The 21,182-nt window shown below is 70.0% G+C and carries 17 protein-coding genes; 10 read left to right on the forward strand and 7 right to left on the reverse strand.

Translation table 11 applies throughout. The annotated features are described in order from the left end of the window. Positions 1 to 22 precede the first annotated feature (22 nt). The 3 genes from ACIBI9_RS28015 (at position 23) to ACIBI9_RS28025 (ending at position 4,957) form a co-directional block, all read left to right on the forward strand. The gene (locus ACIBI9_RS28015; protein ID WP_397225833.1) at positions 23 to 1,189 is read left to right on the forward strand and encodes a nitrate/nitrite transporter; all 1,167 of its coding nucleotides are present in this window, start codon (positions 23 to 25) and stop codon (positions 1,187 to 1,189) included. Between the two features lie 77 nt (positions 1,190 to 1,266). Then, positions 1,267 to 2,955, forward strand: coding sequence for an ABC transporter ATP-binding protein (locus tag ACIBI9_RS28020; RefSeq protein ID WP_397225835.1), 1,689 nt, complete (start codon positions 1,267 to 1,269; stop codon positions 2,953 to 2,955). Between the two features lie 244 nt (positions 2,956 to 3,199). Next, the gene (locus tag ACIBI9_RS28025) at positions 3,200 to 4,957 is read left to right on the forward strand and encodes an ABC transporter ATP-binding protein (protein ID WP_397225837.1); all 1,758 of its coding nucleotides are present in this window, start codon (positions 3,200 to 3,202) and stop codon (positions 4,955 to 4,957) included. 545 nt (positions 4,958 to 5,502) lie between these two features. Here the strand turns inward: ACIBI9_RS28025 and ACIBI9_RS28030 are convergent. Further along, complete coding sequence (locus ACIBI9_RS28030; protein ID WP_397225839.1) at positions 5,503 to 6,465, reverse strand: aldo/keto reductase; 963 nt, start codon at positions 6,463 to 6,465, stop codon at positions 5,503 to 5,505. Positions 6,466 to 6,573: 108 nt separating this feature from the next. Between ACIBI9_RS28030 and ACIBI9_RS28035 the strand changes: the two genes are divergently transcribed. Next, positions 6,574 to 7,212: a TetR family transcriptional regulator gene (locus ACIBI9_RS28035; RefSeq protein WP_397225842.1), complete on the forward strand. Its 639-nt coding sequence runs from the start codon at positions 6,574 to 6,576 to the stop codon at positions 7,210 to 7,212. 281 nt (positions 7,213 to 7,493) lie between these two features. Here ACIBI9_RS28035 and ACIBI9_RS28040 read toward each other — a convergent pair whose 3' ends face one another. Beyond that, positions 7,494 to 8,378 carry an MBL fold metallo-hydrolase gene (locus tag ACIBI9_RS28040; protein WP_397225844.1) on the reverse strand — a complete coding sequence of 295 codons (885 nt, stop codon included), beginning with the start codon at positions 8,376 to 8,378 and terminating at the stop codon, positions 7,494 to 7,496. Between the two features lie 67 nt (positions 8,379 to 8,445). Here ACIBI9_RS28040 and ACIBI9_RS28045 point away from each other — a divergent pair, with 67 nt between their 5' ends. Beyond that, the gene (locus tag ACIBI9_RS28045) at positions 8,446 to 9,189 is read left to right on the forward strand and encodes a MarR family winged helix-turn-helix transcriptional regulator (protein ID WP_397225846.1); all 744 of its coding nucleotides are present in this window, start codon (positions 8,446 to 8,448) and stop codon (positions 9,187 to 9,189) included. A gap of 278 nt (positions 9,190 to 9,467) precedes the next feature. On the opposite strand, the gene ACIBI9_RS28050 is transcribed toward ACIBI9_RS28045, so the two are convergent. Beyond that, on the reverse strand, positions 9,468 to 10,868 hold the full coding sequence (locus ACIBI9_RS28050; protein WP_397225848.1) for an alpha/beta fold hydrolase: 1,401 nt from the start codon (positions 10,866 to 10,868) through the stop codon (positions 9,468 to 9,470). Positions 10,869 to 11,052: 184 nt separating this feature from the next. Here ACIBI9_RS28050 and ACIBI9_RS28055 point away from each other — a divergent pair, with 184 nt between their 5' ends. Continuing rightward, positions 11,053 to 12,021 (forward strand): hypothetical protein, encoded by a 969-nt coding sequence (locus tag ACIBI9_RS28055; protein ID WP_397225850.1) that lies wholly within the window; start codon positions 11,053 to 11,055, stop codon positions 12,019 to 12,021. A gap of 48 nt (positions 12,022 to 12,069) precedes the next feature. Here ACIBI9_RS28055 and ACIBI9_RS28060 read toward each other — a convergent pair whose 3' ends face one another. Then, positions 12,070 to 14,133: a prolyl oligopeptidase family serine peptidase gene (locus ACIBI9_RS28060; RefSeq protein ID WP_397225852.1), complete on the reverse strand. Its 2,064-nt coding sequence runs from the start codon at positions 14,131 to 14,133 to the stop codon at positions 12,070 to 12,072. A gap of 72 nt (positions 14,134 to 14,205) precedes the next feature. On the opposite strand from ACIBI9_RS28060, the gene mshB reads away from it, so the two are divergent. Genes mshB through ACIBI9_RS28075 form a run of 3 tightly spaced genes read left to right on the forward strand, consistent with a single transcriptional unit; the run spans position 14,206 to position 16,052 of the window. Continuing rightward, positions 14,206 to 15,111 carry an N-acetyl-1-D-myo-inositol-2-amino-2-deoxy-alpha-D-glucopyranoside deacetylase gene (gene mshB / locus ACIBI9_RS28065; protein WP_397225854.1) on the forward strand — a complete coding sequence of 302 codons (906 nt, stop codon included), beginning with the start codon at positions 14,206 to 14,208 and terminating at the stop codon, positions 15,109 to 15,111. An 11-nt stretch (positions 15,112 to 15,122) separates the two neighbouring features. Then, complete coding sequence (locus tag ACIBI9_RS28070) at positions 15,123 to 15,539, forward strand: DUF6113 family protein (protein ID WP_397225856.1); 417 nt, start codon at positions 15,123 to 15,125, stop codon at positions 15,537 to 15,539. A gap of 18 nt (positions 15,540 to 15,557) precedes the next feature. Continuing rightward, complete coding sequence (locus ACIBI9_RS28075; protein ID WP_397225858.1) at positions 15,558 to 16,052, forward strand: flavin reductase family protein; 495 nt, start codon at positions 15,558 to 15,560, stop codon at positions 16,050 to 16,052. 95 nt (positions 16,053 to 16,147) lie between these two features. On the opposite strand, the gene ACIBI9_RS28080 is transcribed toward ACIBI9_RS28075, so the two are convergent. After that, on the reverse strand, positions 16,148 to 17,083 hold the full coding sequence (locus ACIBI9_RS28080; RefSeq protein ID WP_397225860.1) for a hypothetical protein: 936 nt from the start codon (positions 17,081 to 17,083) through the stop codon (positions 16,148 to 16,150). Between the two features lie 75 nt (positions 17,084 to 17,158). Here ACIBI9_RS28080 and ACIBI9_RS28085 point away from each other — a divergent pair, with 75 nt between their 5' ends. Then, positions 17,159 to 17,581 (forward strand): hypothetical protein, encoded by a 423-nt coding sequence (locus ACIBI9_RS28085; RefSeq protein ID WP_397225862.1) that lies wholly within the window; start codon positions 17,159 to 17,161, stop codon positions 17,579 to 17,581. A 23-nt stretch (positions 17,582 to 17,604) separates the two neighbouring features. Here the strand turns inward: ACIBI9_RS28085 and ACIBI9_RS28090 are convergent, their stop codons facing one another. Together ACIBI9_RS28090 and ACIBI9_RS28095 are read right to left on the reverse strand one after the other, a co-directional pair. Next, positions 17,605 to 18,456, reverse strand: coding sequence for a hypothetical protein (locus tag ACIBI9_RS28090; RefSeq protein ID WP_397225863.1), 852 nt, complete (start codon positions 18,454 to 18,456; stop codon positions 17,605 to 17,607). An 87-nt stretch (positions 18,457 to 18,543) separates the two neighbouring features. Continuing rightward, positions 18,544 to 21,030 (reverse strand): penicillin acylase family protein, encoded by a 2,487-nt coding sequence (locus ACIBI9_RS28095; RefSeq protein ID WP_397226071.1) that lies wholly within the window; start codon positions 21,028 to 21,030, stop codon positions 18,544 to 18,546. Positions 21,031 to 21,182: the final 152 nt, after the last annotated feature.

Here is a 21,182-nt window from a genome sequence, read left to right on the forward strand (position 1 = left end):
GACCCTCTGTTACACAGGGTGTATGTCTGAGCTTCGTAAAGGTCAGGTGTCGAACCTGGCCCTGGCCACTGCGGCGTTCGCGGTGACCTTCTGGGCGTGGAACCTCATCGGGCCCCTGTCCGGGAGCTACAGCAGGCAGTTGGGGCTGTCGCCGACCCAGACCTCGCTGCTGGTGGCGATCCCGGTGGTGGTCGGGGCGCTGGGGCGGATCCCGGTGGGAGTGCTGACCGATCGGCTCGGCGGGCGGCGGATGTTCGCGGTCATCTGCTTCGTGTCGATCGTGCCCGTGCTGTTCGTAGGGTGGTCCGGTTCGTATGCGTGGCTGTTGTTCTGGGGGTTCCTGCTGGGGATCTCGGGGACGTCGTTCGCGGTCGGCATCCCGTTCGTGAACGCCTGGTACGAGCCCGCGCGGCGGGGGTTCGCGACCGGCGTCTTCGGGGCGGGGATGGGCGGCACGGCGCTGTCCTCGTTCTTCACGCCGCGACTGGTGGAGGAGTTCGGGCGGGCGGGGGCTCATGTGCTGATGGCGGCGGTGCTGGCGCTGATGGGGGTGATCATGCTGGGCGGGAGCCGGGACTCGCCGGCGGGGTCGTCTGCCGGTGCGCCCGCGTTGCTTGGGATGCGGGAGGCGGTGCGGATCAAGGCGACCTGGCAGTGCGCGTTCCTGTATGCGGTGACTTTTGGTGGCTTCGTAGCTTTTTCCACTTATTTGCCGACATTGCTGCAGAACGTGTACCGCTTCGCTCAGACCGACGCCGGGCTGCGTGCGGCCGGGTTCTCGATCGCGGCCGTGCTGTCCAGGCCGCTGGGCGGGGCGCTCTCCGACCGGATCGGGCCGGTCAGGGTGCTGTTCGTGTCGCTCGGCGGGACCGTGGTGATGGCGCTGGTCCTGGCCCTGCGGCCGCCGCCCGAGGTGCCCGCCGGGGTGAGCTTCGTGCTCATGGCGTTCTTCCTGGGCCTCGGGACCGGTGGCGTGTTCGCCCTGGTGGCCAGGCTGGTCGAGGCGTCCAGGGTGGGGACGGTGACCGGGCTCGTCGGTGCCGCCGGAGGGCTGGGCGGGTACTTCCCGCCGCTGGTGATGGGGGTCGTCTTCACCGCGACGGGGGCGTACACGGTCGGGTATTTGCTGCTGGCGGTGACTGCGCTGGCGGCGCTCACGTACACGTACCGGGCGTTCCGGACGCTTTAGGAGCGGGTTTTCGTACGTTCCAGCTGCTCGAAAACCGTTTGCCGAGCCGGGGTGCGCCTTGTCAACCTTGTCAGGCCATGCGATCCCTTCCTGAAGCCGATCCCGGCGTGCCCGACATCCGCAGCCCGCTCCGCTACCTGTGGTGGAACGCGCGGCGGCAGTCGGCACACCTTCTCGCGGGCATCGGTTTCGCCACCTTGTGGTGGCTGGTGCAGGCGCTGATGCCGGCGGCGCTCGGGAAGGGCATCGACGCCGTCACCGCGAAGGACACCGGGGCGCTGCTGCTCTGGGCGTCGGTCCTGTTCGGCCTGGGGCTGATGCAGGCGTTCACCGGGATCATGCGGCACCGGATGGCCGTCTACAACTGGCTGGCCGCCGCCTACCGCACCGTGCAGTTGACCGCCAGGCAGTCCGCCAGGCTGGGCGCCACGCTGCCGAAGCGGCTCTCGACCGGTGAGGTCGTCAGCGTCGGAAACTCCGACATCGCCCACATCGGCAACTCCATCGACATCCTGCTGCGCGGCACCGGCTCCATCGTGGCCATCGTCACCGTCACGGTGATCCTCATCTCGACCTCGCTGCCGCTCGGGCTGCTGGTCCTGTTCGGCGTGCCGTTGATGACCGCGGCCGTGGGGCCGCTGCTCAGGCCCCTGCACAAGCGACAGGCCAGGCAGCGCGAGCTGTCCGGCGATCTGTCCACCAGGGCCGCCGACATCGTGGCCGGGCTGCGGGTGCTGCGCGGGATCGGCGGGGAGCAGGTGTTCACCGACCGCTACCGGGCGGAGTCGCAGCGGGTCAGGCGGGCCGGTGTGAGCGTGGCCGGGATCGAGTCCGTGCTCGAAGGCGCCCAGATCGTGCTGCCCGGCCTGCTCATCGCCGCCGTCACCGGCATCGGCGCCTCGTTCGCGGCCGCCGGGGAGATCCCCACCGGGCAGCTCGTCGCGTTCTACCTCTATGCGGTCTTCCTGATCGGCCCCATGCGGACGCTCACCGAGGCCGCCGACAAGCTCACCAAGGGCCACGTGGCGGCGGGGCGCGTGATCCGGATCCTGTCCATTCAGCCCGAGGTCACCGGCGGCACCGGCACCAGCGCGGGCGGCGTGCTGCGCGACTCGTACAGCGGCGTGACCCTCCAGCCCGGCTGCCTCACGGCGGTCGCGGCGAACACCCCCGACGACGCGATCGCCATCGCCGACCGGCTCGGCCGCTACGCCGACGGCGACGTCACGTTCGGCGCGGCCGACCTGTCCACGCTGCCCGTCGACGAGGTCCGCGCCCGCATCCTGGTCGCCGACAACGGCGCCCGGCTGTTCACCGGCCCCCTGCGCGACGAGCTCGACGTGCGCGGCGGGGCCTCCGACGCGCAGCTGCGCGACGCCCTGTACGCATCCTGCGCGGAGGACATCGTGGAGGCGCTGCCCGACGGGCTGTCCGCCACGGTGGCCGAGGCCGGGCGGGAGTTCTCGGGCGGGCAGCAGCAGCGGCTGCGCCTGGCCCGGGCGCTGCTGACCGACCCGGAGGTGCTCATCCTGGTCGAACCCACCAGCGCCGTCGACGCCCACAGCGAGGCCCGCATCGCCGAACGCCTGGCCAAGGCCCGGGCCGGCCGGACCACGCTGATCTGCACGACCAGCCCGCTGGTGCTCGACCGTACCGACCACGTCGTCTACGTGGAGGACGGGCGGGTGCTCGCCGAGGGCACGCACCGGCAGCTGCTGGACAGCTCACCGCAGTACGCCGCCACCGTGACCCGCGGAGAGGACTGACCTCATGCCCCGGACCCGCGGCAAGCGCTGCACCCTGCCCACTCCCGGCTCCCGGGCACGCCTCGACTCCGAGGCCGCCGGCGTGGCGGAGCCGGCCTCGTGCTCGGCGGCGACCGCGTCCCCGGCAGGGCGTCAGAGCGCGCCGTCCCGGTGGAGCGGGGCACCTGGGAGCGCTGGGGGCCTGTGCAACCGGCGACACGGTCACATTCGGGACGTTCGCCCGCTCGGGAAGGATTGAAGCAGCATGGCTCGCGAGATCTTGCCGGTCGCCGACCGAAAACAGGTGCGCGCCTACGCCAGGCGGCTCACCCTCCGCTACCCGCGACAGCTCACGATCGCGCTGGCCCTGCACGGCCTGGCGGCCGTCGCGGGCCTGGTGGTGCCGTGGCAGCTCGGCGGGCTGGTGCAGGACGTCCAGTACGGCGTCGAGGTCAACGTCGCCGTCGTGGCCGCCGCCATCGGGGGCTTCCTGCTGCTGCAGGGAGCGCTCATGCGGTTCGCGGTGCTGGCCTCCGCCAAGCTCGGCGAGAAGGTGCTGGCGGAGCTGCGCGAGGAGTTCGTGGACCGGGTGCTCGGGCTGCCGCTGTCCACCGTCGAGCGGGCCGGGTCCGGCGACCTGATCACCCGTACCTCCCGTGACGTGGACTCGCTTTCCCGCACCGTACGCAAGGCCGTCCCGGAGACGCTGATCGCTCTCGTCACCTTCCTGATCACGGTCGGGGCGCTGCTCCTGGTCAGCCCCCTGCTCATGCTGCCGATGCTGGTCGCCGGGCCGGTGATCTGGGTTTCCACGCGCTGGTACCTCAAGCGGGCACGAGACGGCTACCTCCGGGAGAACGCCGCCTACGCCGACATGACGGAAGGGCTGGCCGAAACCGTCGAGGGCGCCCGTGCCGTGGAGGCGCTCGGCCTGCAGGCGCGCCGCCGATCGCGTACCGACGGCGACATCAGCCGCTCCTTCGCCGCCGAGCGGTACACGCTCGGGCTTCGCACTGTGTGGTTCCCCGCCGTCGAGCTGGGCTACGTGATCCCGGTGGTGACCACACTGCTGGTCGGGGGCCTGTTCTACACCAATGGCTGGGTGGCGCTCTCCCAGGTGGCCACCGCCACGCTTTATGCGCAGCAGCTGATCGACCCGCTGGACAGGTTCCTGATGTGGATCGACGAGCTGCAGGTGGGCGGGGCGTCCATGGCCCGGCTGCTGGGCGTGGCCAACGTACCCGACGACCGCGCCGCCGGCTCCTCGCGTCCCTCGGGCGAGCTGCTGGAGGCGTCCGGCGTCCGGTACGCGTACCGGGAGGGCCGGGACGTGCTGCACGGCGTGTCCCTGACCGTCCGGCCCGGCGAACGGCTCGCCATGGTGGGCCCTTCGGGGGCCGGAAAGTCCACGCTGGGCCGGCTGCTGGCGGGCATCCACGGACCGCGTACCGGGTCGGTGTCCGTGGGCGGGGTCCCGCTCGTGGACCTGCCGCTGGACGAACTGCGGGGGCACGTGGCGCTGGTGACGCAGGAGCACCACGTGTTCAAGGGCTCGCTGCGTGACAACCTGCTGATCGCCCGCCCGGACGCCTCCGACGCGGCCGTGCGCCAGGCGCTCGAGGCCGTGGACGCCCTCGACTGGGTCCACGCCCTGCCTGCGGGCCTGGAGACGGAGGTGGGCTCCGGCGGCCTGGCGGTGTCGCCCGCCCAGGCGCAACAACTCGCCCTGGCCCGCCTGGTGCTCGCCGACCCGCACACCCTGGTCCTGGACGAGGCCACCTCCCTCATCGACCCCCGCGCGGCCCGCCACCTCGAACGCTCACTGGCCGCCGTCCTCGACGGCCGCACCGTGATCGCCATCGCCCACCGCCTCTACACGGCCCACGACGCCGACCGGGTGGCGGTCGTGGAGGACGGGCGGATCAGCGAGCTGGGCTCCCACGACGACCTGGTGGCAGCGGGCGGCTCCTACGCCGCCCTCTGGACCAGCTGGCACGGCACCCCAACCACCACCCCCTCCTGAACCGGGGGCCGCGAACCAGCCGGATCAACCCTGCGGCCACGAGAGAGGTTGGTCTACGGTGACACTCATTGACAGGACAACGGCCCCTCGCCCTGGGGCGGCGGCCGTCGAGGTGGGCCTACGAACGGGCGCGGTCCTGGCGCCCTGCCACAGCCGGTGCGTGTCGCCGACCAGCTCGGCGACGGCTGCGACCCGGGCACGGGGGCCCGGTCCTGGTGATCGGCGTGACGGAGCGGCCTTGGGCCGGCCCGCCCGGGCCGGGCTCACGGTGCCGAGCAGTTCGGCGGCGACCACGACTCCGGTACGCGCTGAGCAGTTCGGCGGCGACCACGACCCGGTAGGCGCCGAGCAGTTCGCCGGCGACCACGATCCCGGTACGCGCCGTCCTCGGCGTCGGTCTTGACCACCCGGACAGCGCCGAGCTCGGCGTCGGTGTACCAGCGCGGCCGCCGCCGGGCGGGGTCGACCTCCGAGGTCCATGGCCGCTGGTCGTCGGAGTTCGCCGGTCATGGTCAGCGCCCTCATCGCTCGTGCATGTGGGGGGCTCAGACCCAGGTGGGGAGGGAGGCCTCGGCGTAGCGGCCGCCGAAGCCGCCGGTGGGCAAGATCGTCGCGATGGCGTCCAGATCGGCGGGGGTGAGGACGAGGCCGGCGGCGGCGGTGTTCTCCTCCACTCGCTCGGGGCTGCGGGTGCCCGGGATCGGCACGATGTCCTCACCCTGGGCGAGGATCCATGCCAGAGCGAGCTGGGCGACGGTGGCGCCCTTGGCGGCGGCAAGCTCCGACAGCTGCCGGACGGCCTCGACGTTCTTCTCGAAGTTGCCAGGTTGCCAGCGCAGGTCGTTGTTGCGCATGTCGCTCTGGTCGTAGGATCCGGCGGGCTGGGCGGTGCCGGTCAGGAAGCCCCGGCCCAGAGGGGAGTAGGCGACAAACCCGATCCCCAGCTCCCGCAGAGTCGGGAACAGCTGCTCCACGTCCCGCTCGAACAGCGAATACTCGGTCTGCAGGACCGACACCGGCTGCACGGCGTGGGCCTTGCGGATCGTCTCCGGCCCTGCCTCGGACAGGCCGAGGTACTTCACCTTCCCGGCCTCGATCAGTTCCCCGACGGTCCCGGCGACGTCCTCGATCGGCACCTGTGGGTCGACCCGGTGCTGGTAGAGCACGTCCACGTGGTCCACGCCGAGGTAGCGCAGGCTGTTGTCGAGCACCTCGCGGATGTGCTCGGGACGAGAGTCGGTGCTGTAGTCGCGGGTGAACCCGAACTTGGTGGCGATGGTGATCTCGTCCCGGAACGCCGCGACGGCCTTGCCGACCAGCTTCTCGTTCTGACCCCACCCGTACAGCTCTGCGGTGTCGAAGTGGGTGACGCCCAGCTCGTAGGCCCGATGGATCGCGGCCGCCCCGCCGGTCTCGTCGGCGGGCCCGTAGGCGAAGGAGATGCCCATCGACCCGAAGCCGACGGCCGAGGTGGCCAGGCCTTGACGGCCCAGAGTGCGCTGCTGCACAGCAATCCCTCCCAAAAGCAAACCAAACCGTTTGGTATGAACGGTTCTCACACTACTCCCCGGATCGGCGAGGTCAAACCGAACGGTTCGGTTGGCTACAGTGGGGGCATGGCCAGCACCGATTCCACCCACGAACGGATCATCGCCGCCGCCCGCGCAGAGTTCGCCCAGCACGGGATCGCCGGCGCCCGCGTCGACCGGATCGCCAAGGCCGCCAGCACCAGCAAGGAACGCGTCTACGCCTACTTCCGCAGCAAGGAAGGGCTGTACGAGCACGTCGCCTCCGCCGAACTCGCCGCCGCCGCCGACGCCGCCCATCTGGACCCCGCCGACCTGCCCTCCTACGCCGGCCAGCTGTTCGACTACTTCACTGCCCATCCCGACCGGCACCGGTTCATCCTCTGGGGCCGCCTGGAACGGGCCGCCGCACTCGGCGAGGTCTCCACCCCCTACACCGGCGCCGTCCTGCGCACGCTCCCCACCAAGATCGAAAAAATCCGGGCTGCCCAGGCCGACGGCGACCTCGACCCTGCCTGGGATCCCATCGACATCATGGCGCTGGTCGTCCAGATCGCCATGACCTGGATCGACCAAACCGAACTCGGCGCCGTCGCCCCCCGTACTGCCGCCGATCCCAGCCCGGCCGCCCGTCGCGCCGCCGTCATCCGCGCCGTCACCACGCTCTTCCCGCCCGCCACCCCCCGCGAACGGACAGAGCCCACGACAACCGACTCCTCACCCAGCTGACACCTGAGCGCCAACCCGCATTTGCACGGCCCTGGCGCAACCCGGGCCTCGACGGCTCACTAACGCCACTGACCATTCGGATGCTGCTCAAGCCCCGCGCCATGTGCCGCGCCCAGGGGCGGACGGCGACGGGTTGAGTGCTGCGGTGGGGCGTCGGGTAGTGCTGCGCGGGGATGTTAGGTGGTGAGACCCATGTGCTGTGCCCAGGGTTGGACGGCGACGGGTTGAGCGCTGCGGTGGGGCGTCGGGTAGTGCTGCATGGGCGCCAGGCAAATGGGGGCCTACGCTACGGGCACCCAGGCCGGGCCGTCGTCGTCGGCGGTGGGGTCGACGCGGCCGAACACCACGTCGGCGAAGTGCACGCCGAAGCCGATCGTGTCCGGACGCTGCAGTTCGTTGACCAGCCGATGCCGGTGCACCGTCGACTCCACCGAGTCCAGGTCCGAACCGGCGAACCAGTCGGGGTGCCGGATCTGGGCTGAGGAGTGCAGAGCGTCGCCGAACGCGATCAACCGCTGGCCACCGGACGTGATCGTGTACGTGGCGTGCCCGAACGTATGCCCGGGAGCCAGCGCCACCCGCACTCCCGGGAAGATTTCCTCGTCGTCCCGCACGGTACGCACGCGGGGCGCCAGCGCGGCGAGCATCTCGTCGGTCGTCCCCTGCTCGAGGCTCAGGTGCCGCTGCTCCCATTCGGGCTCGGAGATCAGGTAGTCGGCCTCGGTGAACGCGGGGCGGTCGCTGCCGGGCGCGGGGTGCCAGGCCCAGCCGAGGTGGTCGAGGTGCAGGTGAGTGAAGGCCACCGCCTCGATCTCGTTGGGCCGTCGGCCCAGTTTGGCGAGGTTGTCGAGCAACTCGCCACCACGGATCATGCCGATCTTCGGGTTCTCCGGATCGTCCGGTACGGACACCGGGCCCACTCCGGCATCGATCAACAAGGCCCTTTCGCCGTACTCCACCAACAGCGCACCGATGCTCCCCACGAGGTTCCCCGTGTGGTCGAGGAACGCGGCGTTGTCCTTCCAGTCCTGCTCTGTCGTCTCGAGCAACCATCCGTACGGCTTGAGCTGCACCGCGCCGTCGGGCACATAGCTGATCTTGAGGTCGCCAAGCTGCAGGGAACGGGCAGAGGACGGCCGACGCAGACGCTCTTCGTAGCTGTTCATGGCAGAGAAACTTACAACTAGAACTATTAAAGCTGCAAATATGCACGTTTGAGCTATCCTGGACCATGTGAACTCGCCCGAGCCCGCCACCACTGCCAGCCTTGCCACCACCGTCAGTGACACCACCGTCAGTGACACCACCGTCAGTGACACCATCACCGGTGACGTCGCCGGTGTTGACGCCGCCAGCAGTGACGCCGCCAGCAGTGACGCCGCCAGCAGTGACGCCGCCAGCAGTGACGCCGCCAGCGGTGATGCCGCCAGCGGTGATGCCGCCAGCGGTGATGCCGCCGGTGGGGCCGTCATCGGTGTGGGTGCCGCCAGCGGCGATGCCATCAGCGGTGATGTCGCGGGTGGGGCCGTCATCGGTGTGGGTGCCGCCAGCGGTAGCGCCGCCGACAGTGCGGAGCGCGCCATTGCCGAGCGGAATCTGTGCGGCCTTGTCGGTGCCTTGGCCAAGCAGATCGAGGGCCACATCAGGGAGCGGGCGGGCGCACTGGACCTGACGGCGGCCCAAGCGGTGGCGCTGCGCGAACTCACCGGCCCGATGACCATGCGCGACCTGGCCGATCGGATGAGCTGCGAGCCGTCGAACGCCACCTTCGTCGTCGATCGGCTGGAGGAGCAGGGCATCGTCGAACGGCGCCCTCATCCCGGTGATCGCCGGGCCAAACAACTCGTGCTGACCTCCGAAGGCGCCGCACTCCGTGAGCGGCTGATCGACCTGCTCACCGAGGCCTCACCCTTGGCCCGGCTCACGTCGGAAGAGCAGTCCACCCTCAACGATCTCCTCACGCGCGTGGTGCGATAACCGGGAGCAGTTCGCCCTCTGGTTGACGTCCGCCGCGCCGCGTCACGCACCCGCGTCGTCTCCCAATTGCTTCCCCGCGATAGGCACGGCCACCGCGCCGGTGTGCTGGCACGCCCACGTGCAGCTCTCGGCTCGGCCACCGCGTCGGTGCTGGCGTGGCCGCGTGCAGCTCTTGGCTTGGTCACTGCGCCGGTGCTGGGGGCGTTGGCTGTGAGTGAGGGTGTTCGTTGTGGGACGTTGCGGGGGGGCGTTCGATTGTGGTGGTCAGGGTTGGGTGGTCAGCATTGGGTTTTGGTGGGGGGCAGGGTGCGGTCGGTGAAGTAGCGGTTGATGTGGTCGCGGGCGCAGGGGTTGGCGCCGTAGAGGGTGTGGCCGGGGCCCTCGTGGCGGATGGTGGCGCTGCCGGGAACCTGGGAGAGGACGCGGGTTACGGCGTCCGACTCGCCCCAGGCGCCTGCTCCCAGCATGGGTGGGAGGCCCTTGGGGAGTGGGGTGGGTGGGTTGGTGACCGGCTGGGGCCAGCCGATGCAGCCCAGGGTCGCTGAGGCGAGGGTGTTGGCCGTGCCGGTGTTGGGGGCCACGCGTTGCAGGCGCTTGATGGTGGTGGTCATTTCCTTGCGGTTGGCGAAGCGGGGCCAGTCGGCGCATTCGGTGACGCCGGTGGCCTGGTCGGGGTAGCGGGCGCCGCGCTGCGGGACGAAGTCGGAGGCGTCACCGTCGGCGGCCTTGCGGATCGCCTGGGCCAGCTTGGGCCAGGCGGCGGTGCCCTGGCGGGCCAGGCCCAGGGCGAAGCTCTGGAGGTCGCGGGTCTTGTAGGCGACGTTGGCGGTCTTCGTGGGGATGGGGGTGCGGTCGGCTCGGGCGATCAGGGTGCGCCAGAGGGCGGGGACGTCCGCGCAGTCGTTGGAGGCGCACCAGGTGAAGAAGCGTTGCAGGAACTGCTCGTTGGACTTGGCCATCTCCTCCAGCTCACGCTTCCAATCGGCGGCGCTGTGGCTCCACGTGCCGTCGAGGACCATCGTGCGGATCCGGTCCGGGAAGAGGCGGGCGTAGGCCTGACCGTAGAAGCCGGCGTAGGAGGCGCCGTAGTAGTTGAGCTTGTCGTCGCCGAGGGCCTTTCTGATCGCCTCCATGTCTCTGGCCTGGTCTGCCGAGCTCATGTTGGCGAACAGCTCGGGGTCCTTGAGACGGCAGGCCTCGGCGTAGCCGCGGTTGGTGTCGGACAGGCGGCCGAAGTCGGCGTCGTCGCGGGGCGAGTCGGGGATGGGGATGCGGGTCCAGGCGCACTGCAGGCCCGTGCTGAGACCCCCGAACTGCTCGCCGTAGCCGCGGGTGTCCCACGTGACGATGTCCATGCGTTCGCGGAGCTTGGTCCACCAGTCGGGGGCGGACTGCGTGATGCCGATGCCGGGGCCGCCAGGGCCGCCGTAGGCCACCAGGACCGAACCTTCGGACTTGCCGGTGGCCTTCAGGCGGCCCAGCTTGAGGGTGATCTTGCGGCCGTCCGGCTTCTGCCAGTCGGCCGGGACCTGGAGGTCGCTGCACTCCATGCCGATCTTGTCATTGGGGCAGGTCTGCCACTGCTGCGGCCCGCCGGCGGTGGTCGCCGCGGACGCCGAGGTGGTCGGCAAGGTCCCCATGCCCAGCAAGGCCAGGGTGATGGTGAGGGGCTTGAGCATGGCGTTCACGATGCCGGAGGGGGAGGCGGAATCGCGTCGGACTAGGGTTTGGTCTTTTGGGGGTGAGGGTCCAACCAGGGGTTGTCAGACCGCTGCAGACCTCGACCGGTTGGAGGGGGTCTGTGGGGATCTGTGGGTGGGACGGGTCTTGCGGTGGTGGGGTGGCGTTGTCACGATCGACGGCGTGAGCAAATGGCAGTGGGTCTGGGAAGGCGCGCTTGGGGTGGTCACGGTGCTGGGGCTGGGGATGGTCCTGTTCACCGCTCCCGGCGAGCACCTGCTGAGCATCCTCGCGTCCTCCGCGCCGCTCGGCCTGGTCGCCGTGGCGCTCTCCCTGTCGATGCGCGCCGGCACGCCCAACCTGGCCGTGGGCTCGGTCTCCGCGCTGTCCGGAGTGCTCATCGCCTCCTTCATGGTCGTCCTCGACATGCCGCTGGTCGTCGGGGTGCTTCTCGTCATCCTGCTCGCCGCGCTCTGCGGGCTGGTCATGGGGGCGTTCACGGTGCTGCTGGAGGCGCCGGCCTGGGCGGTCACGCTCGCCGCCGCCGTGGTCTGCGACGCGTTGTCGCTCGCGTTCGCCCAGGGCAGGGCGATCATCCTGCAGGAGGCGCCGTCGCTCTCGCCCGTGGTGGGGTTCGCGGTGTTCGCCGTCGTCTCGGTGGCGGGCGGGCTGCTGTGGGTGCGGCGGGAGTTCCGGCAGTGGCTCACCAAGGGGTGGGTCGGGCCTCTCGTCGGGCTGGCCGGATCCTGTGTGCTTGCTGCTTTGGGTGGGTTCATGCTGCTGTTGCGGCTGGGAGCGGCGCAGCCGGGGTCTCCGGGGCTGTTCACCGTGGTGTTCGCGCTGGCGGCCGTCCTCCTGGGCGGCACCGGTCTCACGAACGGCACCGGCCTTCGGAACGGCACCGGCCTTACGAGCGGTACTGGCTTTACGGACGGTACTGGCCTTTCGAACGGCACCGGCGCGACGAGTGCGGTGGCCGACGGGGGACGTGGGGCCGTCGCCGGCACCCTGCTCGCCGTGCTCCTCCTGACGATCGTGCAGGGGGAGCTCGCCCTGCTGGCCGCCCCCACGTACGTCATCATGATCGTCCTGGGTGGCGTCGTGATCGGCGGCCTGGCCGTGTCCCGAGCGCTCGACGCCCTGCGTCAGTAAAGCTCCGCGCCGGTAAGGCCTCCGCCGGTAGAGGTCTGTGTCAGTGGGTCAGCTCAGTGACCTCTTCAGGAAGTCGACCTGGAGCAGCAGCAGGTTCTCCGCCACGACCTCCTGGGGTGTCATGTGCGTCACCCCGGAGAGTGGGAGCACGTTGTGCTGCCGGCCCGCCGCGAGCAGGGCGGACGACAGGCGCAGCGTGTGGGCGGCCACCACGTTGTCGTCGGCCAGGCCGTGGATCAGCAGGAGCGGGCGTTCGAGCTTGGCCGCGTCCGCGAACAGCGAAGAGTTCTCGTACACCTCGGGCTGCTCGTCCGGATGGCCCAGGTATCGCTCGGTGTAGCACGTGTCGTACAGCCGCCAGTCGGTCACCGGCGCCCCCGCCACCGCCGCGTGGAACACGTCCGGCCGCCGCAGCACCGCCAGCGCGGCCAGGAAGCCGCCGAACGACCAGCCGCGAATGGCCACCCTCGTCAGGTCGAGATCGTCGGGATACTGCTCGGCCACCCCCTGCAGGGCGTCGATCTGGTCCTCGAGCGCGGGGGTCGCCAGGTCGTTCAGCACGGACCGCTCGAACTCGGGGCCCCTGCCAGGAGTGCCGCGCCCGTCCGCCACGATGACCGCGAACCCCTGCTCGGCGAACCACTGGCTCTCCAGGAACGCGCCGCGCCGGTTGAGCACGCGCTGCGCGTGCGGCCCGCCGTACGGATCCATGAGGACCGGCAGCTTCCCGGAGCCCTGCTCGTGCCACGAGGGCAGCACCACGGCGGTGGCCAGCTCGCGACGGCCGGAACGGCCGAGCGAGACGCGCAGGTCGAGCCCGGGCCGCTCGGCGAACGACGGGATCGGCACCGCCATGCCGTCGCGCCGCACGACCGTGGTCGACACGCCCTCGGCGTCGAGGCTCTGCTCGGTCAGCACGCCCACGCCGCCCGACATCCGCCCAGAGAACACCCCGGAACGGGTCGAGACCGGCAGCAGCGAATGACCGTCCCACGTCCACAGGTGAACCTCGGTCGGATCGCCGCTCGCGCTGAACAGCACGCTGTCGTGGTCGACGTCGAGCACCGCCCGCACCTGCAGCGTGGGCGGCGTGACCGCGCGGTCGCCCACGAACAGCCGGTTGCCGCCCTCCGAAGCGGCCACCCACACCAGCGACCCGTCGTCGAGGTGCGCGGGCACGCCGGACACGATGTCGACCCAGGCCGGATCGGTGTCCTCGCGCACCAGCGAGGACGCGCCCGTCGCCGGATCGACCGTGAACAGCCGAATCGTCCGCTGGTCGCGCGTCAGGGTCACGATCGACAGCGCGTGGGGGTCCCAGGCCGCCGTCGTGAGGTATTCCTCCTCGTACGGCACCGCGACCCGCGACCCGTCGAGCCCCAGCACGAACAGCTCGGTGACCGCGTTGGGGGTGCCGGCGGCCGGATAGCGCTGGGCAGACGCGGGACGGTCGGGGTTGGCCGGGTCGGCGATGTGCCAGACGCGGACCGGGGCCTCGTCGACGCGTTCGACCAGCAGCGCGTCGCTCGACGGCGCCCACCAGTAGCCGCGCATCCTGTCCATCTCCTCGGCGGCGATGAACTCGGCCAGCCCGTACGTCACGGTCTCGAACTCCGGCGTGGCCAGCGCGCGGTCCTCGCCGGACGCGAGGTCCTGGACGCGTAGCGCGCCGCCGGTGACGTACGCGACATGTCCACCGTCCGGGGACAGGCGAGGGTCGATGACCGCGCCCGGCGTGTCCAGGCGCCGCGCCTGACCGGTCGCGAACTCCACGACATAGAGAGCGCCCGACAGGGCGAAGGAGGCCCGCGTGACGTCCGTGTCGGCGGCGTACGCGACCACGCCGCCCGCCGCCTCCCGGCTGCGCTCGCGCCTGGCCCGCTCCTCCGGCGGCAGGTTCTCCTCGTCGGCGTCGAGCGCGCGCGGGTCGACGACCAGGCGCTCGACGTGGGTCTCGGTGTCGAGCTCCCACAGGCACGTCACCGGGTCGGTGCCCGATTTCGTGCGGAGGAAGACCACCCTGCCGCCGTCCGGAGTGATCGTGAAACTCCTGGGCACTCCGAGGGTGAACCGGCGGGTCCTGGCAGACAGTCGCGGGAAGCTCTCGCTCATGGGCCCAATCCTGCCACCGCCGATGAGGAACCTGCGCAACGGCGTCCGAGGCCCGTCGGTACGCTCATCCCTATGACTGATCGACGGCTCCTCCTCGTGCACGCCCATCCGGACGACGAGTCGATCGGCACCGGGGCGACCATGGCCAAGTACGCCGCCGAGGGAGCCCACGTCACGCTGGTGACCTGCACTCTCGGCGAGGAAGGCGAGGTCATTCCCGGCGATCTCGCCCATCTGGCCGCCGACCAGGACGACGCGCTCGGGCCGTACCGGATCGGCGAGCTCGCCGCCGCCTGCCAAGCGCTCGGCGTCGAGGACCACCGCTTCCTGGGCGCGCCGGGCCGCTGGCGGGACTCGGGGATGATGGGGGCGGCGTCCAACGACCACCCGAAGGCGTTCTGGCGCGCCGACCTCGACGAGGCGGCGGGGGAACTCGTCAAGGTCATCCGGGAGGTACGCCCGCAGGTCCTCGTCACGTACGACGACAACGGCTTCTACGGGCACCCCGACCACATCCAGGCGCATCGGGTTTCGCGCAGAGCGTTCGAGCTGGCCGCGAAACCCGACTTCGGCGAGGGCGAACCGTGGCAGATCGCGAAGTTCTACCACACGGCCCTCGCCCGATCCGTCATGCGGCGCACGACCGAGGCGCTGCGCGGGGCGGACGTCGGCTTCCTGATCGAGGAGGTGGAGGACATGCCGTTCGGCAACGCGGACGAGGACGTCACCACCGAGATCGACGCCCGCCCGTGGATCGGCCACAAGATGGAGGCCATGCGGGCGCACGCCACGCAGATCGTCGTGGACGACCCGTGGTTCGCGCTGTCCAACAACATCGGCCAGGAGGTCCTGGGCGTCGAGCACTACAGGCTGGCCATCGGCGTGCCCGGCCCCGCCGTGCCCGGCCCGCCCATCGAGGCGGGCGGTCTCGGCGGACCCCACACCCGCGAGAACGATCTCTTCGCGGGCATCCACTAACCTCGTGCGACATGGAACATCGCAGCCAGGCCGAGTCAGCGCTGGGTGGGGCGGCGTACGGCATGCTGTTCGTGCTGGGCGTCGTCATGGGGGTCGTGGGCGGCTTCACGCATGCGGTGTGGGGGCTCGGGCCCGTCCCGGGTGCGGCGATCTTGTGGGTGCTGGCGCTGTTCGGGGTGTGCCTGGGGGCGGGCAAGCTGATGCGGGGCAAGCTCGGGGCTTTCATGGCGGCGGTCGGGTGGTTGCTGGTGACGATGCCGTTCACGCTGAAGCTGAGCGCGGGCGATCTGGTGATCGCGGATGGCGCGCCCGGGTACGTGTATCTGTACGGAGGCTTGGCGGCCATTGTGGCGGCCTATTTGATTTCGCCCTCGTCACAGGGGGGATCGTGGCTCTTGCATGGGTACCCTCCGAAGAACTCTATGTAGAGGCATAAAGTAGCGTTCGTGCATTCCATCGAGCGGCCCGTGGACCCTGGGACGTACCGCAAGGTCGTCGGCCGCTTCGCCACTGGAGTCGCGATCGTTACCACCAGGCTGGGCGATGTCGATCATGCGATGACGGTGAATTCGTTCACCTCTGTCTCCCTTGATCCGCTCCTTGTGCTGTTCTGCGCGGAGAAGGTGGCCCGGTTCCATGACGCGGTGCTGGAGGCGGGGGTGTGGGGGGTCTCCGTGCTGCCCGCCTCGATGGAGGACGCCTCGCGCTTCTTCGCCCACCGGGGCCGGCCGTTGAACGGGCAGCTCGCGCGGTGGCCGCATCATCTGGGGGAGTCGGGGGTGGCGTTGTTCGACGGGGCCCTCGCGACGGTGGAGTGCGTGACGACGGCGGTGCACGACGGCGGAGACCACTCGATCGTGGTGGGCGAGGTGACGGCCCTGGACACGCCTTCGGACGGGGCGCCGCTGCTGTACCACGAAGGGCGGTACAAGACCCTCTAGCCGGGCTTCAGCGCGGTCGCTCGCCGGCTTTGGTGCGGGCATGAGTCGGGCCAGGCGCCTGGCCTGGCCCGCTCACGTGCTCGCTTCCGCTTTCGCTACTGGGTGGTAGCGCTGGCGGATTCCGACGGCGTGGTGGTCGGTGTCTCCGTCGGGACGCTGGTGTCGGTCGGCGGCGCCGTGTCCGTCGGGGTCTCGGAGGGGAGCTCTGTCGGTGTCTCCTCCGCCGGCGGCGGACAGGTGGGGATCCCTGGCGCGCTCTCCGTCGGCGCCACGGACTCCGTCGGGGTCGTGGTAGATGTCTCGGTCGGGGTCGTGGTCGGCGTTTCGGTCGGGGTTTGCGTGGGAGTTTCGGTCGCGCTGTCAGTCAGGGTCGGGGTCGGCGTCGGCGTGCCGGTGACCGGCGGGGACTCCGTGCCCGTGGCGGTGGGCGTTCCCGTGTCCGTCGGGACGGTCGTCGGTGGAGGGGTCTCCGTGGGGACGGTCGTGGGCGGAGGGGTCTCCGTCGGCTCGACGCTCGGCTGACAGGTGAACGTCACCGTCTGCGTGACCGTCGGCCCCGGCTCGGTGACCGTGACCTGCTCCTTCACCGTCACCGTCGGAAGGGGCGTCAGGCTGACCGCCGGTCTGCCCTTTTTCTTGTACGTGCCCCGGCCGAGCCGCTTCGTGGACTCTCCCGAGCCCTCGGTCACCAGGAGGTCGACGCTGGTCGTCTTGCAGGATCTGCCCTTGCACACGCGCTGCTTGATCGAGAAGAGAGCAGCTTGCGCGTCTGTGATCGATACATTCAGGTAGGAGACGCCTCGCCTCTTGACTACCTTCGTCGTGGCGGTGTACTCCCCGATCGTGGGAGTCTCCGTGGGTGCCGGACTCGTGGTCGGGACGGTGGTTAACGCCACTTCCGCGCCTAGAGCGCCTAGTCGGTTGTCAGTGGATCGTAGGGGATCGGTCGCTGACGTCTGGGTGATCGCGACTCCGCCGGCTCCTGCCAGTGCGACGGTGCCGAGCAGCGCGCCCAGGATGGAGAATCTCATAATCCTGCTCTTGTGGGAGATTTCAGGACGGGGATCATTATTCCGACTTGTCAAGATTGGTCAAGACTGAGACGCATGGACAGGCGCTTCCGGTTCCGGCGTGTGGCGAACTACGTGAACCTCGCCACGCCGCTCGGTTTGCTGATCTCGATCATCGGTGGCGCGACCAGGAACCCCGGCCCCAACGGGCTCATCCTGGCCTTCGGCTACCGCTACCGCTTCCCCATCGCGGGGGCGTTCACCGTGGGAAACGTCGTCCTGACCAGGTGGGACTCGCTCCCCGATCGGCTCATCCTCCACGAGGGCCGGCACGCCACCCAGTGGGCCTGGTGCGTGGGGCTCCCCATGCTGCCGCTCTACCTGCTGTCGATGCTCATGTCGGTGGTGGTCTGCGGCAACCAGGCTTCGTACAACGTCTTCGAGCGCCTGGCCGACCTGGAGGACGGCGGCTACCCCCGCGCCCCGCTGTGGTGGCGACGGCGGAGCGGCGGCGAGTGAGGCCGGGGCGCGTGCTCCCGGTGTCAGTGGGGCGATCCCTGAGGTGCGGGAGCGCGTCTTGACGAGCCCTTCAGCCGGCCGAGCATGAGCGAGGCGATGGCCAGGCCGGAGACGGCGCCGGCGCAGAGGACGGAGGCGGTGGACGGGGACACGGGCTCGATGCCCGCCAGGGCGAGGGCCGAGACGGCGGTGGCGGTGGCCACGTAGAGCCAGGTGGCCAGGCGGATCCAGCGGACGCGGGAGTCCTCGGAAGGCAGCGTGCGGGCGAGGAGCCAGGACAGGGCCGGCAGGAGGAGGACGCCGTGCATGAAGATCGCGTGGGCGGGCTTCAGGGTGATGGCCACCGTGTACGCGAGCTGCTGGTTTCCGGTCACCACCTCGATGACGCCACGGGCGATCATGACAGCGCCGAACGCCATCGCGGCGAGAAGCGTGGCGAAGCCCGCGCGTACGGCCAGGCGCATGCTCGGGGCAAGGTCCGGATCGGGGCGGAACGCGGCGATCGTCATGACGATCCCGATGGCGACGAGGACGCCGCCGCCTGCCGCCAGGGTCCTCGCGACGGCCGTGTCGAAGGCGGTCTCCATGTTGAAGTGGGACGGGACGCCTCGCCACGCCTGGAGGGTGATCAGAGCCACCTCCAGCGTGGACGCCACCGCGAAGGCGCCGACCAGGAATGACCGGGCGCGGAGCCGTACGAACTGGGCGACCCAGGTGAGGGTCAGGACGCTCAGCCCGAACGACACGCCGAACGTGAACGGCTTGCGCCACGACACCGCGCCCTCCCACGGTCCGCCGTCCACGACGAACACGCCCAGGTGAACGAGGCCCGCGAGCACCAGCAGGACTCCGATGACGTACCAGAGGCGATTCATGCCGCCATGGTGGCAAGGCGGCGGGGGCCGGCGCGTCGGCCCAGGGTTTGGATCGCCTCTACAACGCTGGTCGTACGACGAGGGCGGTCAGGGGGTGAGTTTGAGGGTGTGGACGGCCGCCTTCTTGATCGACTCGGGCTTCCCGTACATCGGCAGCAGGTCGCCCTTGGCCCAGGCCTCCGCCTGATCCCAGTAGTTGTCGTGGAAGGCGTGTCCGGAGGCGCCCGTCAGGTTGATCCATTGGGACTTGTCGGTGTCCGACAGGTCGACGATCATGCGCATCGACGGGACGGCGGTGATCTCGTACCCCTTCTGGACGTTCCACCCCGTGGCGTTCACGGCGTCCTTGCCCCCTGCCACGGACAGCGGCCCGCGGTTGAACAGCGCCTCCACCGGAGCTATCCCCGAGGTCCCCAGCGAGCCGTTGACCAGCTCCAACCGGTGCAGGTCGCCCCAGCGCCAGGACTTGACCTCCGGCCCGAGCCGGTCCGACAGCTCCTGGTACGCCGAGGCGAGCGCCTGGCGGAGGATGTCGTCGCGGGTCTCCTTGAGGTTCTTCGTGCTCAGGTCGTCCCAGAAGGGGTCGTCCGGAGCGTCGAGCAGGCGTCTGACGACCTCGTACCAGCGGTCCCCTCCGGCCGGCCGCGCCGCCTCGGGCAGGTCGTCGTTGAACGTCAGCGTGAGCACCTGCCGCCACACCGCGTTGAAGTAGGCGGCGGCGGTGGAGTCGAGGCCCTGCATGCGGTCCCACGTCTTCAGCAACTGCCTGGCCTCGCCGCTGGGCCCCGCCAGGTCCACCTGCATCAGGGCCGGGACCAGCGTCTCGGCGAAGCCGTTGTACGTGTCCTGCTGGATCGCCGACATGGTCGCGGCGTCGATCGGGCCCTTCTTGAGCGCTTCCTTGATGCGGTCGCGGATGCGTTCGGAGCGGTAGCCGTGCGCCCAGTCCTTGGTCAGCAGGGGTTTGTACCGCTTGGGGTCGATGACGGCGTTGTTCGCCGTGACGATGAACCCGTCGGCCGGGTCCTCCACCGAGGGTAACTGGTCGTACGGGATGGGGGCCGTCATCCAGTCGTACTCGCCCGTCCATCCCGGGACGGGCAAGGTGCCGTCACCCTTGGCGCGTACGGGGATGCGCCCGGGAGCCTGGTAGCCGATCTTGCCCGAGGTGTCGGCGTAGATCAGGTTCTGGGACGGCACGTCGAACAGCGCCGCCGCGGCCCTGAACTCCTGCCAGTCGCCCGCCTTGTTCAGCGCGAAGATGGCGTCGGCCGTCCGGCCGGGCGTCAGCGCCGTCCACTGCAGCGCCACCGCGTTGGCCTCGCCGCTCGGTTTGGCGCCGCCGATGACGTCGTTGATCAGCGGCCCGTGCCGGGTGCTCCTGACCGTGATCGTGACCGGAGAGGCGCCCGCGACCTTGATCTGCTCCTTCCTGGTCTCCAGCTTCAGCTGCTGGCCCTTGTACAGGTACGTGTCGCCCTGCACCTGCTCCAGGAAGAGGTCGGCCACGTCGGGGCCCAGGTTGGTGAAGCCCCACGCGATCTTGTCCGTGCGCCCGATGACCACGCCCGGAACGCCCGAGAACGTGAACCCGGTCACGTCGTACGGGCACGCCTCCGTGATCTTCCTGCAGTGCAGCCCCGCCTGGTACCAGACGGAGGGCATCTGCGGCGAAAGGTGCGGGTCGTTGGCCAGCAGCGGCTTGCCGCTCTTGGTGTACTCGCCGGAGACCACCCACGAGTTGGACCCGATGCCCTCGCGGTCCTCCGTGCCCATGGTGCTCGGTACGGCGTCCAGCGTCTTGGCGGCCTGGTTGATCGCGCGGTCGGCGCGCAGTTGCGGCTCGGCGCGCTGGTTGAAGCGCCCCTGGTCGATGGTGCCCTCGGTGACGATCGGGCTGTGGCGGTCGTACGGGTAGCCGGGGTAGAGCTGTTCGACGCGCTCCTTGGGCAGCTTGGTCAGCGCCAGCGCGCGGTCGATCTCGTCCTCCATGTTGGAGCGCAGGTCCCAGGCCATGGCCTTCAGCCAGGCCACGGAGTCGGCCGCGGTCCACTTCTCCGGCTGGTAGCCGCCGTTCTGGATCTTCAGGATGGAGTACTCGAGGCTGCGGTCGGAGGCGTTGGGGTTGGCGGTGAGCCAGGCGTTCACGCCTCTCGCGTACGCGTCCATGTAGTCCCGGGTCTCCTGGGACAGTTCGGGCAGCTCCTCCTCGGCGACCTTGCGCCAGCCCATGGTCCTGATGGCCTTGTCGTTCTCGACGGTGGCCTTGCCGTAGAGCTCCGAGAGGCGGCCGGCGGTGAGGTGGCGGCGGAAGTCCATTTCGTAGAAGCGATCCTGGGCGTGGACGAACCCCTGAGCCGTGAACAGGTCCGCTGCGGTGTCGGCGTAGATGTGCGGGATTCCGTATTTATCCCGATAAATCTCCACATTCCCGGTCAGGCCCGGCAGCCGCAGCGATCCGTCCACCTGCGGGAACGATTTCCGCACCGTGTAGACGAGGACCCCTGCCAGCACCAGGACCAGCGCGAGCACTACGGACAGCACCCGAGCGAACCACCGCAACGAACGCGGCATCCACGCATAGGGCCTCACCGACACCTCCATCTCCGCCGAACTGGCACTAAGTCTGTCAGTCCGGGATCACTCCTCCGGCCGCCTTCCCGAACCCCGGACGGAGGACTTTGCGCCGCCTGGTCACGGGCAAGAACCCCTCCCTCACGCGCCGC

The sequence above is a fragment of the Nonomuraea sp. NPDC050451 genome (assembly GCF_044458585.1).

Coding starts and splice junctions, on each gene's coding strand:
- ACIBI9_RS28090 (WP_397225863.1), bottom strand. CDS start 18,456: ATGAATCGCCTCTGGTACGTCATCGGAGTCCTGCTGGTGCTCGCGGGC.
- ACIBI9_RS28050 (WP_397225848.1), bottom strand. CDS start 10,868: ATGCTCAAGCCCCTCACCATCACCCTGGCCTTGCTGGGCATGGGGACC.
- ACIBI9_RS28040 (WP_397225844.1), bottom strand. CDS start 8,378: ATGAACAGCTACGAAGAGCGTCTGCGTCGGCCGTCCTCTGCCCGTTCC.
- ACIBI9_RS28025 (WP_397225837.1), top strand. CDS start 3,200: ATGGCTCGCGAGATCTTGCCGGTCGCCGACCGAAAACAGGTGCGCGCC.
- ACIBI9_RS28070 (WP_397225856.1), top strand. CDS start 15,123: ATGGAACATCGCAGCCAGGCCGAGTCAGCGCTGGGTGGGGCGGCGTAC.
- ACIBI9_RS28080 (WP_397225860.1), bottom strand. CDS start 17,083: ATGAGATTCTCCATCCTGGGCGCGCTGCTCGGCACCGTCGCACTGGCA.
- ACIBI9_RS28020 (WP_397225835.1), top strand. CDS start 1,267: ATGCGATCCCTTCCTGAAGCCGATCCCGGCGTGCCCGACATCCGCAGC.
- ACIBI9_RS28085 (WP_397225862.1), top strand. CDS start 17,159: ATGGACAGGCGCTTCCGGTTCCGGCGTGTGGCGAACTACGTGAACCTC.
- mshB (WP_397225854.1), top strand. CDS start 14,206: ATGACTGATCGACGGCTCCTCCTCGTGCACGCCCATCCGGACGACGAG.
- ACIBI9_RS28015 (WP_397225833.1), top strand. CDS start 23: ATGTCTGAGCTTCGTAAAGGTCAGGTGTCGAACCTGGCCCTGGCCACT.
- ACIBI9_RS28060 (WP_397225852.1), bottom strand. CDS start 14,133: ATGAGCGAGAGCTTCCCGCGACTGTCTGCCAGGACCCGCCGGTTCACC.
- ACIBI9_RS28035 (WP_397225842.1), top strand. CDS start 6,574: ATGGCCAGCACCGATTCCACCCACGAACGGATCATCGCCGCCGCCCGC.
- ACIBI9_RS28095 (WP_397226071.1), bottom strand. CDS start 21,030: ATGCCGCGTTCGTTGCGGTGGTTCGCTCGGGTGCTGTCCGTAGTGCTC.